Raw genomic sequence first — 14666 nt, 5'->3', positions numbered from 1 at the left:
GGTTTTCAGATTTATGCTTATCAATTATGCATTTATTTACAAAACTTCCTCAATTTAGTCCGCTGATTATCCCCCTGTCTCAACTTTTATACGTGAGTCCCGATTATTAGATTAGACCGGTTGAGAGTAAGAAAAGTTGCTTAAAAAAAGCCCTCTGCCTAGGAAGGAAGAGGGCTTTTTGATAACTGATTGTTTTAATGCGTTAAAGTTAAGCGTTAAAAATCTGTCTGAATTCTGCTGCTGATAAGTGGTACTGACGTGGACAATTTCTCCATGTCACCAACATACGACGATATTTCTCAAGCATAGGTACATGGCTATTGAAGTGATGATCGCCTTTGTCGAATTGTGGATAAAGTCCCTCAGAATCGATTAGGAAGCGAACATAATTAACCAGTTGTGCTTCAGTTGCGATATCAAACCCTAAAAACTGTAAACGACGTTGGTCTACATCGTTACGTTCTTCATCTGAAAGCATCTTGTTGGATTCTTGCATGGCGTGGTACATTTCCATGATGTCGATTACTTCACGACACTCGTCTTCAACTAAACAGCCATACTCTTTGTTTATTTCACGCATTTGCAGTTCATAACCACGCTCTACAATTGTTTGCAGGCGCTTATACTTTTCTGCGTTTTCTGGCGTAAGCTTAGCCATTAGATAATATTGATTAGATAGGATTAGACGTTGAGCATTTGTCATTTCCATGGTGAAAAGCCTCACTAAAAAGTCATCATTATAAGTTTACGAATGAATTCGCTATACCGACAGGTTATCAGCTTCTCGATATTGTGTAACATGATCTCAACACGTATTTATTACAAAAAAACGCGCTTTCTAGCGCGTTTTTTTCGTGTCAAAAGATTTCTGAATCTACTGTTAGTACTTAACGGTATCAGTATATTGCAGAAGAATATTTTGGATGTTATCCATGACTTCTTTGGTCGGCGGCTGCGTTCCCTCGAGAGGGTACTCAAAACCGAGCGCTTCCCACTTATGTGCGCCTAACTTGTGGTATGGCAACAGTTCGACCTTCTCGATGTTGTCCATATCTTTAATAAACTCTCCAAGCATGTGAGCGGCTTCTGGGTCGTCCGTATAACCCGGGACGACAACATAGCGAATCCATGTTTTTTGGCCAATCTTGTGTAGATAACGAGCGAAATCTAATGTGCGGCGATTAGATACACCGATGAAATCTTGGTGAATTTCATCTTTCATGTGCTTTATATCGAGCATCACTAAGTCGGTAGCATCCAAAACTTCGTCGATAACATCAGTATGCTTACGGATGTAGCCGTTAGTGTCCAAGCAGGTATGAATGCCTTCCGCTTGAGCGGCGCGAAAGAAGTCACGGACAAACTCAGGTTGGAGCATGGCCTCACCGCCTGAACAAGTAATACCACCACCAGATGCATTCATAAAGTGACGGTAGGATTTTGCCTCGGCAATCAACTCGTCGACGGACACTTCTTTACCGCCATGAGTATCCCAAGTATCACGGTTGTGGCAATACATACAACGCATGAGACAGCCTTGAAGAAAGACAATAAAACGGATCCCAGGTCCATCGACCGTACCGCAGGATTCGAATGAGTGAATGCGACCAGTTGTTGACATATGCTCTTCTCTACTTACTTATTTTTACGCGTCATTTTATTACAAAATGGCCCCCTACGACAGGAAAAGTGGTACCCCATTCATAGTCTGTATCGATCAAAAACCGACTTCTGTTGCCCATAGTGAAATAATGTTATAGCGTTGTTAATTATATTATTAATACATGGTACATAGATTGCTAGTTTGCTTACTTTAAACCAGTATCAACTGGTTGCGTCTGTTGCAGATAATATCGGTCAGGAGACCGACATGCTTATCGTCACAAGGGGAAATACATGGAAGTAGCCTTATCACAAAAACAAAAAACTGCCTTTTCGATGCTCACTCTTTGGTCTGGGTTCATCATTTTGGTGTTTTTTATTTTTAACTCACTTTCCAGTTTAAGCGAGAAATTCACCAGTAGTAGTGAAATGGAGCGAGCCAGTGCACATTTAGCCTCTACTCAAGTGTTGTTGATGGATACCGTTAATCGACGAACCACATTAGTGGCTGGTGGCATGGATGCGTTTGAAGATAGCATGGACCGATTGGAAACCAGTGCGGAGCAAGACCTAGCGTTCTTAAAGCAAGCCGGTTTGACTACTGAGAGTGATAATGTTTCCAATACGTTAGAGTCGTTTATCTTTAATTTGAGCCCTTGGCTGACCATCAAATCAGAGTTGGGTTTCTCCGTGAATGACGGATTGCTACAGCAGCTACAGCAGAATAACGCCAAGATCGATGCCGCTATCAAAGAAACAGGTATGGTGACGCTGACTTCAGATTTTCAGAAAGTAGTGACCAGTTTGCAGGAATACTTAATTCAGCCCAACGAACAAAACGAAAAAGGCTTTAAGCGAGCTCTTGCAGGATTTGTTAATGCATCAAATACCTATGCCATGTTGGAGCTTTATGAGAATGAAGTCAAAGCATTGGAACTCGGCTTCGCGCGAGTGGTTGAGCTGTCAGGTACTTTAGTTGGTTTAGAGCAGAAGTTAGACCAAGCTCAGGCGATTACTTTAGAGGCCTTTGACAAAGCCGCTCTAGCACTGAATCAACAAGCACTTTCATTAGGTAATCAAGCCGCCGATGTATCGAGCATGACCAAGGCTTCCGTCGGTATCGCTTGTGCTTTATTAGCACTATTTACTACAGCTATCTTCCTCACATTAAATGTCTCTCTGGCTCGCTCGTTAAAGCAAACACTGTCAGCACTTAAACTCGTAGAACAAGGTGATCTTTCGACGCGTCTTGCCGTGAGTAATAATCATCGTGATGAGTTCAACCAGCTTAAGCAAGCCATCAATGTGAGTTGCGAAAATTTAGGGACTCTGGTTGATGGTGTGAAAACCAACAGTCAGCAACTATCGAACAGTTCTGGTGAGCTAGACAGCGGAATCAATCAACTAAGACAGCACCAAAGTCAAGTTATTGAACAAACGCAGTTATTGGCGTCCGCGACTGAAGAGGTGAGTGTTACCACACAAGAAATTTCTGGTTCTTTAGAGTATGTGGCAACCATTAGTAAAACCTCAGCAGAGTCTGCGCAAGCGGGTGGTGAAGTTATTGTAGATACCATCGCTGCTTTTGAACAAGTTGGCACTATTCTGGAAGAAGCCGCTACCCATATCGAACAGCTGGAGCAAGCTTCCCAAAAGATAGACTCAGTGATGGAAATCATTAATGGTATTGCTGAGCAAACCAACTTATTGGCACTGAATGCCGCGATTGAAGCGGCGAGGGCAGGAGAGCAAGGTCGAGGTTTTGCTGTGGTGGCAGATGAAGTGCGAAGTCTCGCAGTAAGGACAGTACAAGCGGTAGAGGAAATCTCTGGTACGATAGACACAATGAAACAGGAAAGCACGCAAGTCATTCAGTTTATTGCTCAATCTGACAGTTCCATGCAGTCAGGTCGAGAGCAAGGGAATCAAGCGAAAACCGCACTTGAAGAGATCATGAATAAGGCACAAGAAGCTAGCTCTCAAACTGAAGTGATTTTTGCCTCTGTTAAGGAACTAGCGACAACTTCGCAATCGATGGCCAGCAACATGGCGCAAATCAGTGACTCTATGGGTGAACTTGAGGCGAGTAGTCAGAGTTTGAAAGAAACCAGTGATGGGGTAGATAAGCGTTCCACGGAGCTCTATCAAGAATGTGAGAGATTTAAGACGGCGTAATAAACGCTATGGTAAAGGTATATATCGATGAAATAGGCACCTAGGAAGGTGCCTATTTCACTTTAGAAGAAAGCAAAAAGCGAAATTCCTCCATTGCCATAGATAGACTTTGACGCTTCTTTATATTCTGCGGACTTAGAACCGGCAAAGGCACTAATACCAACATAGGCGTTATACCACGTCACACCAAGAACTGCCTCACCTTGCCACGGCTGTAAAGTGACGTCGTAAGCATCACTTGGCTCTGGTATTCCGGGTCTCTCTCCTTGAATAGTAAGATCATTAAATCGGTAGCGAGCTTTTAAGCCAAAATAAGTAAACCAGCCTTTATTAGAGGCGCCGATCATCCCGGCCTTAAACGGGTTTTCTGTACTGATGTTTGCAGAACCGAAGTTACCTCCAAGTTCTGAACCAAAGCGAAACATCATCCCCGTGGAAACATCACTTCTAAAATTCCCTAGGTTTGCTTCGGTGACGTTTGAGACTTCCCATCCGGTATTGCCAAAAAGTGGCTCGCGTTTCCAATTTAGATGAGTTAAGTAACCAATACTGCCTGCGACTTGATCCTCAATCTGATATTCCCAGCCTTTTGGGTCTGCTGAACCCACAATCGAGTGCACCAACTGCTGCGCTTTATCGGCAAATGACCCTTCACCAGTGCTACCTAACGTGAGATTGAAACGCTGTGCCTGTTGAGGGTGCAAACTAATGTAATTCAGTTCGCCATGGAAATAACCTGCATAGGGGCGGTCATTAGCCAGAGGTACAGTGGCTTCAATATCCGAAGGGGTCCACATCTTATGTCCAAGCTGAAATTCAAACTTATCAAGAGAAGCGCTTCCCCAATAAGACAGACTAAGCGGTTTGAATAAAGCCCAAGGGGTGATGGCGCTGCTGGTATAAGAAAGAAAAATACCGTTGGTATAGTCTTCGTCTGTGCCAAAGATACCGTCATTATCGAGTGAAAATGAGACGGTAGAGCGCTCAGAGGCTAAGACAACACTACTGACAAAAATCAAAGGTAAAATGGCGGCTGCTTTCATATGTGTCACTCTCTTCAAATACGGCTAGTAGAGATGTTTTATTATTAAGTTGAGTGTGACACGAAAGAAAAAGGTTAGTCAGTGATCTATAGATGAAAAAGTATCTCTATCGTAGCGAAATTGTAAACAATCCTTAACCAGTGAGAACTACGTACTTTTTGTTGATAGGAATCAAAATTAGACAGAAATAAAAAAACCTCGCCGAAGCGAGGTTTTTATCTAAATCAGTATAATCTCAGATTATAGAGATTCAGTGAACGTACGTGCGATTACGTCAGCTTGTTGCTCTGCAGTTAGAGAGTTGAAGCGAACAGCGTAACCAGATACACGGATTGTTAGCTGAGGGTATTTCTCAGGGTGCTTAACAGCGTCTTCTAGAGTTTCACGGTTAAGAACGTTCACGTTCAGGTGTTGACCACCCTCAATGCCAGCTTCGTGGTGGAAGTAACCATCCATCAGACCAGCAAGGTTAGCGCGTTGGCTGTCTTCTTCTTTACCTAGAGCGTTTGGAACGATAGAGAAAGTATAAGAGATACCATCTTTAGCGTGTGCAAACGGTAGTTTACCTACAGAAGTAAGTGAAGCTACAGCACCTTTCTCGTCACGGCCGTGCATTGGGTTAGCACCTGGTGCGAAAGGAGCGCCTGCGCGACGACCATCTGGAGTGTTACCAGTTTTCTTACCATATACCACGTTAGAAGTGATAGTTAGGATAGACTGAGTAGGCACAGCGTCACGGTAAGTTTTCAGTGAACGGATCTTGTTCATGAATACTTCTACTAGTTCACAAGCGATGTCATCTACGCGAGCATCGTTGTTACCGAACTTAGGATAGTCGCCTTCGATTTCGAAGTCGATTGCAACACCGTCTTCGTCACGTACTGGCTTAACTTTAGCGTACTTGATAGCAGCTAGAGAGTCAGCAGCAACAGAAAGACCAGCGATACCACAAGCCATAGTACGACGAACGTCACGGTCGTGTAGAGCCATTAGTGCAGCTTCGTAGCTGTACTTGTCGTGCATGAAGTGGATGCTGTTTAGTGCAGTTACGTACTGCTTAGCTAGCCAATCCATGAAGTGGTCTAGTTTGCCCCATACATCGTCGAAGTCTAGAACTTCGTCAGTGATCTTAGGCATTTGTGGGCCAACTTGAATCTTAAGCTTCTCGTCCACACCGCCGTTGATAACGTATAGAAGAGTCTTAGCTAGGTTCGCACGAGCGCCGAAGAATTGCATGTGTTTACCAATAACCATTGGAGATACACAACATGCGATTGCATAGTCATCAGACTCGAAGTCTGGACGCATTAGGTCGTCGTTCTCGTACTGGATAGAAGAAGTATCGATAGATACTTTTGCACAGAACTTCTTGAAGCCTTCAGGTAGCTGCTCAGACCAAAGTACAGTGATGTTTGGCTCTGGAGAAGGACCCATAGTGTATAGAGAGTTTAGGAAACGGAAGTTTGAACGCGTAACAAGCGTACGACCGTCAAGACCCATACCACCCATAGACTCGGTAGCCCAGATTGGGTCACCAGAGAACAGATCATCGTACTCAGGAGTACGTAGGAAACGAACCATACGTAGCTTCATTACGAAGTGGTCGATCATTTCCTGAGCTTCAACTTCAGTAATCTTACCTTCAGCGATGTCACGCTCAATGTAGATATCTAGGAAAGTAGAAGTACGACCTAGAGACATTGCAGCACCGTTTTGAGACTTAACAGCAGCTAGGTAGCCGAAGTAAGTCCACTGAATAGCTTCTTGAGCTGTTTCAGCTGGGCGAGAGATGTCGCAACCGTATTTCTCAGCCATAACTTTCATTTGGCCAAGTGCACGGTGTTGCTCTGCGATTTCTTCGCGAAGCTGCATAGTCATTTGAAGATCTTCGCCGTTCTCGAAACGCTCTTGTAGAGAAGCGAATTGAGCTAGCTTGTCTTGCATTAGACGGTCAATACCGTAAAGAGCCACACGACGGTAGTCACCGATGATACGACCACGACCGTATGCATCTGGAAGACCAGTTAGAACGCCTGACTTACGGCATTTCATGATGTCTGGAGTGTAGATATCGAAAACACCAGCGTTGTGAGTTTTACGATATTCAGTGAAGATTTTCTTAACTTGTGGGTCTAGTTCGCGGTTGTACGCTTTGCATGAACCTTCAACCATACGGATACCACCGTTAGGGATGATTGCACGCTTAAGCGGCGCTTCAGTTTGAAGACCTACGATAGTTTCAAGATCTTTTTCGATGTAACCTGCATCGTGAGCAGTGATGGTAGAGATAACTGAAGTATCAAAATCAACAGGTGCGTGAGTTGAGTTTTCTAGTTTGATACCTTCCATTACCTTAGCCCAAAGCTTGTTAGTTGCTTCAGTACCTTCAGAAACTAGGAAAGACTCGTCACCCTCGTATGGAGTGTAGTTCTTTTGGATGAAATCACGAACGTTAACTTCGTTTTGCCACTCACCTGCAGCAAAACCTTCCCAAGCTTTAGCAAATTGCTCTGCCATGACATACCTACCTTTTTAGTAGAAAAAACACGTACTGTACGCTATTACGCATGTTCACCGGAGGGTGAACCAGTACACTTGAATAAAAATATCTATAACCACTTAGGGTTAGTATGGATATAGATATTGTCATTCCCTACGTTAAAATCAAGCTTACACTAAAAATAATTTGTAAAACTTAAACTAAATCAATAAAAGTTAAAAAAGTTTGATAAAAATATGGGCAGTGAATGTCACTGCCCAAATAATCAACTAGATATTATAGGAAAGCTGGAATGCCGTACTGGCCTTCTAACATACCTACAGCTAGCATCGCTACTAAGCAGATAACGAACACACCCACAGGGATGACAATCTTATCTACAAAAGATAGACGAGAAGCACGTTCTTTGTCACCAATTAGACCATTATTATCTAGGAACATGGTCAGCGCCCATGCCAACACCGGGTTAGCAACGACTGATGCAAAGATACAAATACCTGCCGCTTGTGAATCCTTAGTCTCTTTTACCATCTGCATACCAGCTTCAAGTAGAGGAAGGAATACACCCACTAGTAGCGCAACGCGCATTACTGGAGGCCATACTGCTACGTCCATTGGGAAACCAAGAATAGCAACAATGATACATAGAGAACCAAGTAGAATCGCACCTGCTGGAATTGGACGCTTAGCGATCGCAGCTGGGATCATGTAAGTACCCCAAGAAGACGTGATGTTACCACCACCAACCGCAGTACCTACCATTTGACGGATTGAACACATAGTCATTGTGTCATCTACATCCATGAGTACTTTTTCAGTCTTACGTGGGTAGTTAAGTTCTTGGAAAATACGGTGACCAAGGAAGTCAGGTGACCACATCGCAACCGCTAGAATCGCAAATGGTAGAGAAGCAATAAAGTGCTGTAGGTTCGGAAGACCTAGCATCCAACCTTCTTCTGTGCTGCCCCACCAATAAACTGGATTTAGGTTAGGAAGACCCATTTCAGTTTCGAACGTCAAGTCGAAACCAGCACCCAGACCAAGGGCCAGTAGAAGACCCGTAACGGCACAAACCGGAATAGCTAGCCAACGCATGTTTATCTTAGCGAGGTAGGCGTACACTGCGATGTTGATGCCAAGTACGACCAAGCCAACATAACCCATGCTGCCTGCTTCAACACTCGCAGATTGCAAACCTACTGCCCATTCTTGAATGGAACCGATTTGGCTCATCGTACCGGTGAAGCCGAGGAAGATTAATAAGCCCCCCGCCGTACCTTGGGAGGTTAGGTTTACAAGCTTCGAGCCACCCTTGAAGTAACTTAGCAAAAGGCCGAACACACCAAGAAGGATTGCAAGAGCAAGAGGGTGAGCACCAGCAAGCGCGATAGAACCGATAAGTGGGATCATCGGACCGTGGTTACCAGCAAGGTTAGCTCTTGGGTTGATGAAACCTGATGCAAGAACACAGAAAAGAAGTGCTGGGATTAGCATTTCTACACGTGCAACTTCGATCGCAAACTCTTTCCCAAGGTTTACGTGATCCCAAGCAGCGGTTAGACCGTCAGCCCATGACATCATTACTGCAGAGTACATCGCAATAATGCCGATGGTACCAGCAAGAGCAGGTACTAAATCTTCTAGTTCAAAGCGGAAGTCACGGCCTGGTAGGTTTAAACCAAAGCGGCGCGGTTTCATGATTTGAAGTTCGTGGTCTAGGTATTCAGAGCGGCTGGCAAACTCAGATGCTGGACGGTGAAGCTCTTGATAGCTCTTAGTCTCGATATCCGAATCAGAATGCGCTTTGTTAACTGCGTCTGACATAGATTCCTCATATATATAAAAAGTTAGTCGTTTGGCTTGATAAACGAACTGGTTCACACCGACTTGGCTAGGCTGCTGCACGTTAACGACGTGCTAAGAATAGACGAGATTCCTAAAAATGGGGTGAATAATTCGTGCTATATCAATGGAGCCGAGTCTAACAAGCAACACTAAGACCTTGATTGATCTTGATCACTTTAAGAAAAAATGTGAAAGAAAACTACAACAGTTGTTTGAATCAGCGCACTTTATTAACAGTGAGCGTAAGCGACTTTCAATATGAAAATTTTATGAACAACATCATTTTTATCAATAAGTATTGGTTGCTCGGTTAGTTAACGGAGTTGGCATGGAGATTGCGATAACTATGAAAATGATATAGAGACGGCAACTTGTTGCCGCTTACGTACGGGTTAGGAACAAACGATGAAAAAAGCAGTAATGTTGCCGTTAGTTGCAGCAATTTCGGGTGCAATGGTTGGTTGTGGTGGCGGTGGCGGCGGTGGCGGTTCTACAACACCAAGTCCAAAATCTTACACATTTCAGTTTATACAAATGGAAGTGAATAAAGATCCAGCCACAATTAGTTGCGCAAGTCCAACGATTTTCAAAAGCTACAGTGACGGTAACGTGGATTATGCGAAGATAGCATCGGGAAATATAGATATTCACACTTATAATGCTGACGGCAGTTTCAATAAAGATCTCTCGAGTAAGCTCGGAAGCGATGGAAGGCTAACGTTTACGGTTAACGATGTTCAAGATGGTGGTTATGTAACCGTAATTGATAATTTAGGTTCTAGTTCTAGCCCCGTTCTTCACTCTCTATCCATTCAAAAAGAACTACTATCAGACTTGTTAATCAACGTAGAATCTTTACAAGGAAATCAAGCAAGCTGCTATACGAGCAATAAACTTAATTCTTCGGGAGACTTAAAGAAAGCCTCGTTAGGTTCTAGTGATGGAGGGCTCACCATTGATGCATACTCCTATGAAACATACATAGATGGATATGAGTCTAGTACCGCTAACATAAAGACGGAAATGCCAATTACAAGTAATAATGAACAGGTAATGTTTACCGGTTTGCATGCTGGAAAAGTTGTTGCTGCTAAGATGGTTACAGCAGGGACACTTACTGCGGATTCAGCCTCTTCACCAGGTTCTGTAGCCTTAGACACTCTAACTTCTTCCATCGATCTAAACTGGGCTATATCCGGAACACAGGTTTTAGGTAGCAGCTTTGCCTTGGCGTTTAGCGACAGTGTCATGTTTAAATGGCAAGAAATATCCCAGTCGACTTTGGACCTATTAGTGTTAGATGACTTGGGCTATAGCTTTTTATTAGAGGGGCAAGAAGCCGGTTGGAGCATCCTATCGAACACACCAGTAAATGCTAACCAAGTGGTTACAGAAGTAGCGTTGACAAACGCAACAATTTCAACAGGAATAACCCCTCAAATAAATAGCTGTGCTTCCGGTTGTGTCGTTGATACACAAAACGCAGTCGATAGCAATGATAATGGTTTCCAACGCAGCTACTTTGAAGTCTCCGCAAACTCAAAGCACACTATTTATGCGAAGGTTCCTAATAATAGTGAAACAGTGATACCGAACTACAATATTAATGATGCATATAAGCCTATAGACGGATTGGCGCCTGAAGTATCATTCTTTTTGAGTAAAGACGATCTAACAGAGTCATTTACTAAATTTGCTATGAACAAATACAACAACCCTGGGTCGACTTCTTCTTTTGTAGATAAGGTCTCGGTAGTGGCTCTACCTTCCGAGTCTCTGATCGACAAGCAGAAAAATGCAAGTTTGCAATATGAAGTAATAGAGCGTTAGATAAAAACATATTGTCCAAAAGCCTCTCACTGAGAGGCTTTTTTGATCTAACTATCAAAACACTCAACTAGTTCATTATCTTTACTAATGTGCCATTAGATAGGCTTATATCCCGGCATTTAACTTGTTGGCAGAGATAAGGTCTAAATCACAGTTGATTTATGTAACATTTGCGCAATAAAAGCACCGGAAGAATAAAAAATCATCAATGACTAAATGCGCAGCATCCAGTAAAGATTATTCACAATTATAAGTTATAAACTCTTTAAATTGCATAAATCGTCAGATACAATCGCTGTGTTAAGAATGAAAACAGGTTAATAGTTTGTTGCAAACTGTACATTGTAGTGCTAGCTTGTATCGAACAAATAAAAGGTCGGAGTACCTTTCGCCTCTAACAATAGGCATAGCAGTCAATAATATACAGGGAGCACAAGCGCATGAATGATGTACCAGCGCTGGACATAAAAGAACTGCACAAGACCTTTGGTCAAAATGAAGTTTTAAAGGGGATTTCCCTTTCTGCACACAAAGGTGATGTCATCTCGATTATTGGCTCATCTGGTTCTGGAAAAAGTACATTTCTTCGTTGTATCAACCTTCTTGAAACACCCACAGAGGGCGAAATTTGGGTTAACGGTGAGTTAATCGAAATGAAGCGCAATCGTTCGGGTGAGTCTCTTCCTGCCAATGAAAAACAAGTTCAGCGAATCCGTTCTCGCTTGGCTATGGTATTTCAAGGTTTCAACTTGTGGTCTCATATGACGGTGCTGGAAAATATTATTGAAGCACCCGTTCATGTTCTGGGCGTGCCTAAAGTTCAAGCTATTGAAAATGCAGAACTGCTTTTGAAAAAAGTAGGTTTGTATGAGCGCAAAGATTATTACCCAGGACACCTTTCTGGTGGTCAGCAGCAACGTGCTGCTATCGCTCGTGCACTGGCGGTTGAGCCTGAAGTTATGCTTTTCGATGAGCCAACTTCGGCTTTGGACCCAGAACTTGTGGGTGAAGTACTGGGTGTAATGCAAGATCTTGCGGAAGAAGGTCGCACCATGTTGGTAGTGACTCACGAGATGGCGTTTGCCCGTGACGTTTCAAATCATGTGATGTTCTTACACCAAGGTCTAGTTGAAGAGCAGGGCGATCCCGCCAAACTGTTCACTAACCCTGAATCTGAACGTTTACAACAATTTATCTCATCCATCTACTAATATAGAGGGTGGCGTGTCGGAACCTAGGTTCCGAGAAAAATCAAACAAACACAACATTAATAACAAAAATCTCAATCACAGGAGTATGGAAATGAAAAAGTGGTTAATGGTAGCAGCACTTGCTGCAACGGCGGCAACTGGGGTAGCACAAGCTAAGGAATGGAAAACTGTGCGCTTTGGTATTGAAGGTGCTTACCCTCCATTTAGCTGGACGGAAGCTGACGGTTCACTAAAAGGTTTTGACGTTGATATGGCAAACGCATTATGTGAAGAGCTTAAAGCGAAGTGTGTGATCGTTCCTCAAGATTGGGATGGCATCATTCCTTCACTATTGGCGCGTAAATATGACGCAATCATCGCAGCAATGTCTATTACGGAAGAGCGTAAGAAGAAAGTTGACTTTACTGGTAAATACGCACAAATCCCTAACAAGTTTATCGCTAAGAAAGGCGCTGGCTTGGACTTTGATAACCTAAATGGTGCGAAAATTGGTGTACAGCGTGCAACTACGCACGACAAGTACCTAACAGATAACTACGGTGACCAAGTGGAAATCGTTCGTTACGGCTCTTTCGATGAAGCGTACTTAGATCTAGCAAACGGTCGTATCGTTGCTGTTCTTGGTGATGCATCAGCACTTGAAGAAGGTGTAATCAATAAAGATGGCGGTGACGCGTACGAGTTCGTTGGCCCTTCTTTGACAGATCCTAAGTGGTTTGGTGAAGGCATGGGTATCGCAGTTCGTAAACAAGACAAAGACCTAACTAAGCAACTTGATGCGGCTATCAAATCTCTACGTGAGAAAGGTAAGTATCAAGAGATTGCAGCTAAATACTTCAATTACGATGTATACGGCGACTAATCACTTAGCTTAAATAACGATAAGGGCTTGAGCTAGTCTCAGGCCCTTTTACTAAAAAGCGTGTCACAGGTGTTTTTTAGTATGACTTACCAACAAATTTGCTGTGCTGTTGGAAGGAACTATGCTCGATTTACAAGGATATGAAGCCTCAATATTAAAAGGGGCCGTACTGACCATAGAAGTGGCAATACTTTCGCTATTGCTTGCTATGCTCTTAGGTATGTTAGGCGCGCTCGCTAAGCTTGCTCCCTATAAGTGGGCACGTGCGATAGCGACACTTTACACTACCATTATTCGAGGCATCCCAGATCTCGTTTTAATGATGCTAATCTTCTTTGGTGGACAAATACTGCTCAATAACAGTTTGTACGCCGTCAACGAATGGCTTAACAACTGGTTTATGTCCAGCGACCCGAACCATGAGTGGACTTCATACTTACCTGACTATATTGATGTATCTCCATTCGTTGCAGGGGTATTAACTATCGGATTTATCTTTGGTGCTTACATGGCCGAAACTTTCCGCGGTGCAATCATGGCCGTTGATAAAGGTGAAATGGAAGCAGCGAAGGCCTATGGTATGAGCTCTGTCTTAGCATTTAGACGTATACTTCTACCTCAAATGATTCGACATGCTTTACCGGGTTTTGGTAATAACTGGCTGGTACTTCTTAAGACAACTGCACTTGTCTCCATCATTGGACTAGAAGACATGGTACGCGTGAGTTCATTAGCGGCGGGCTCAACCAAGATGCCATTTACCTTCTATATGTCGGTGGCGATTATCTTCTTACTGTTCACCAGCATCTCAACCGGTTTCTTAAAGCTGGTAGAGCGCAAATTTAGTATTCATGTGAGGTAGATATGGACTTTTCATTGATAGTAGAAAGTTTCCCAGTCTATCTGGACGGCCTTTGGACTACCGCATGGTTGGTGTCGCTAGCCCTTGTGATTGGTTTGTGTGTAGCAATACCTTTAGCGGTAGCTAGAAACAGCACAAACTATCTATTCAGTTTACCATCGTGGGGTTTTATCTATTTCTTCCGTGGTACGCCACTGTTGGTTCAACTTTATTTGATTTACTACGGCATGGACCAATTCTTCCCTGTCAAAGATACGCTGTGGGAAAACGCATGGTTCTGCGCGTTAGTCGCGTTTGTACTTAACACATCAGCGTATACGGCAGAAATTATCCGCGGTGCGATAAATGGCCTACCAAAAGGTGAAGTCGAAGCTGCAAAAGCTTATGGAATGAGTCCTTGGAAGACTTATCGTCGCATTATTTTGCCAAGCGCATTACGCAGAGCCTTACCCGCGTACAGTAACGAAGTTATCTTTATGCTTCACGGTTCGGCGGTAGCTGGTATCGTCACTATTATGGATTTAACCGGTGCTGCTCGCCTAGTGAACTCTCGTTACTATGCGCCATTTGAATCATTCCTGACCGCAGGTTTGTTCTATATGGGACTGACCTTCATTATTCTTTGGGTATTTAAGAAAGCAGAGAAGCGATTCCTAGCGTATATGAGACCACTAGAGTCACAGTGATGTAGTTATTTCTCAAGAAAGAATAATTAGAATTATTATCCCCGATTGTT

The 14666-nt window shown here is 43.3% G+C and carries 11 protein-coding genes; 6 read left to right on the top strand and 5 right to left on the bottom strand.

Annotated elements, in window-relative coordinates; genetic code table 11:
- Window positions 1–208: 208 nt before the first annotated feature.
- Both VME0621_RS13520 and pflA read right to left on the bottom strand, forming a co-directional pair.
- On the bottom strand, window positions 209–709 hold the full coding sequence (locus tag VME0621_RS13520; protein ID WP_062460299.1) for a YfbU family protein: 501 nt from the start codon (window positions 707–709) through the stop codon (window positions 209–211).
- A 171-nt stretch (window positions 710–880) separates the two neighbouring features.
- Window positions 881–1621, bottom strand: coding sequence for a pyruvate formate lyase 1-activating protein (pflA, locus tag VME0621_RS13515; RefSeq protein WP_006074139.1), 741 nt, complete (start codon window positions 1619–1621; stop codon window positions 881–883).
- 275 nt (window positions 1622–1896) lie between these two features.
- Between pflA and VME0621_RS13510 the strand changes: the two genes are divergently transcribed.
- A complete protein-coding gene (locus tag VME0621_RS13510; RefSeq protein WP_062460297.1) occupies window positions 1897–3777 on the top strand; it encodes a methyl-accepting chemotaxis protein in 1881 nt (626 codons plus the stop codon).
- A gap of 62 nt (window positions 3778–3839) precedes the next feature.
- Here VME0621_RS13510 and VME0621_RS13505 read toward each other — a convergent pair whose 3' ends face one another.
- The 3 genes from VME0621_RS13505 to VME0621_RS13495 all read right to left on the bottom strand — a co-directional run bounded on the left by VME0621_RS13505 (window position 3840) and on the right by VME0621_RS13495 (window position 9144).
- Window positions 3840–4820, bottom strand: a complete 981-nt coding sequence (locus VME0621_RS13505; protein ID WP_006074145.1) for a lipid A deacylase LpxR family protein — start codon at window positions 4818–4820, stop codon at window positions 3840–3842.
- Between the two features lie 240 nt (window positions 4821–5060).
- Window positions 5061–7337, bottom strand: a complete 2277-nt coding sequence (gene pflB, locus VME0621_RS13500) for a formate C-acetyltransferase (protein WP_062460295.1) — start codon at window positions 7335–7337, stop codon at window positions 5061–5063.
- A gap of 259 nt (window positions 7338–7596) precedes the next feature.
- On the bottom strand, window positions 7597–9144 hold the full coding sequence (locus VME0621_RS13495) for a DUF3360 family protein (protein ID WP_031494604.1): 1548 nt from the start codon (window positions 9142–9144) through the stop codon (window positions 7597–7599).
- Window positions 9145–9570: 426 nt separating this feature from the next.
- Between VME0621_RS13495 and VME0621_RS13490 the strand changes: the two genes are divergently transcribed.
- The 5 genes from VME0621_RS13490 (at window position 9571) to VME0621_RS13470 (ending at window position 14616) form a co-directional block, all read left to right on the top strand.
- Window positions 9571–10995 carry a hypothetical protein gene (locus tag VME0621_RS13490; protein WP_062460293.1) on the top strand — a complete coding sequence of 475 codons (1425 nt, stop codon included), beginning with the start codon at window positions 9571–9573 and terminating at the stop codon, window positions 10993–10995.
- A gap of 440 nt (window positions 10996–11435) precedes the next feature.
- On the top strand, window positions 11436–12206 hold the full coding sequence (locus VME0621_RS13485; protein ID WP_062460291.1) for an ABC transporter ATP-binding protein: 771 nt from the start codon (window positions 11436–11438) through the stop codon (window positions 12204–12206).
- Between the two features lie 91 nt (window positions 12207–12297).
- A complete protein-coding gene (aotJ, locus tag VME0621_RS13480; RefSeq protein ID WP_031494603.1) occupies window positions 12298–13068 on the top strand; it encodes an L-arginine-binding protein AotJ in 771 nt (256 codons plus the stop codon).
- 121 nt (window positions 13069–13189) lie between these two features.
- Window positions 13190–13930, top strand: a complete 741-nt coding sequence (locus VME0621_RS13475) for an ABC transporter permease (RefSeq protein ID WP_038230091.1) — start codon at window positions 13190–13192, stop codon at window positions 13928–13930.
- A gap of 2 nt (window positions 13931–13932) precedes the next feature.
- The gene (locus VME0621_RS13470; protein WP_006075030.1) at window positions 13933–14616 is read left to right on the top strand and encodes an ABC transporter permease; all 684 of its coding nucleotides are present in this window, start codon (window positions 13933–13935) and stop codon (window positions 14614–14616) included.
- The last annotated feature ends 50 nt before the right edge of the window (window positions 14617–14666 follow it).

Origin of the sequence: Vibrio mediterranei, from assembly GCF_900088415.1 — a bacterium.
GTDB lineage: Bacteria > Pseudomonadota > Gammaproteobacteria > Enterobacterales > Vibrionaceae > Vibrio > Vibrio mediterranei.
This window is presented reverse-complemented; position numbering and strand designations above follow the sequence as displayed.

Excerpts from the sequence above, each read along its gene's own strand:
- VME0621_RS13520 (WP_062460299.1), bottom strand. The coding sequence starts at position 709 with ATGGAAATGACAAATGCTCAACGTCTAATCCTATCTAATCAATATTAT.
- pflA (WP_006074139.1), bottom strand. The coding sequence starts at position 1,621 with ATGTCAACAACTGGTCGCATTCACTCATTCGAATCCTGCGGTACGGTC.
- VME0621_RS13510 (WP_062460297.1), top strand. The coding sequence starts at position 1,897 with ATGGAAGTAGCCTTATCACAAAAACAAAAAACTGCCTTTTCGATGCTC.
- VME0621_RS13505 (WP_006074145.1), bottom strand. The coding sequence starts at position 4,820 with ATGAAAGCAGCCGCCATTTTACCTTTGATTTTTGTCAGTAGTGTTGTC.
- pflB (WP_062460295.1), bottom strand. The coding sequence starts at position 7,337 with ATGGCAGAGCAATTTGCTAAAGCTTGGGAAGGTTTTGCTGCAGGTGAG.
- VME0621_RS13495 (WP_031494604.1), bottom strand. The coding sequence starts at position 9,144 with ATGTCAGACGCAGTTAACAAAGCGCATTCTGATTCGGATATCGAGACT.
- VME0621_RS13490 (WP_062460293.1), top strand. The coding sequence starts at position 9,571 with ATGAAAAAAGCAGTAATGTTGCCGTTAGTTGCAGCAATTTCGGGTGCA.
- VME0621_RS13485 (WP_062460291.1), top strand. The coding sequence starts at position 11,436 with ATGAATGATGTACCAGCGCTGGACATAAAAGAACTGCACAAGACCTTT.
- aotJ (WP_031494603.1), top strand. The coding sequence starts at position 12,298 with ATGAAAAAGTGGTTAATGGTAGCAGCACTTGCTGCAACGGCGGCAACT.
- VME0621_RS13475 (WP_038230091.1), top strand. The coding sequence starts at position 13,190 with ATGCTCGATTTACAAGGATATGAAGCCTCAATATTAAAAGGGGCCGTA.
- VME0621_RS13470 (WP_006075030.1), top strand. The coding sequence starts at position 13,933 with ATGGACTTTTCATTGATAGTAGAAAGTTTCCCAGTCTATCTGGACGGC.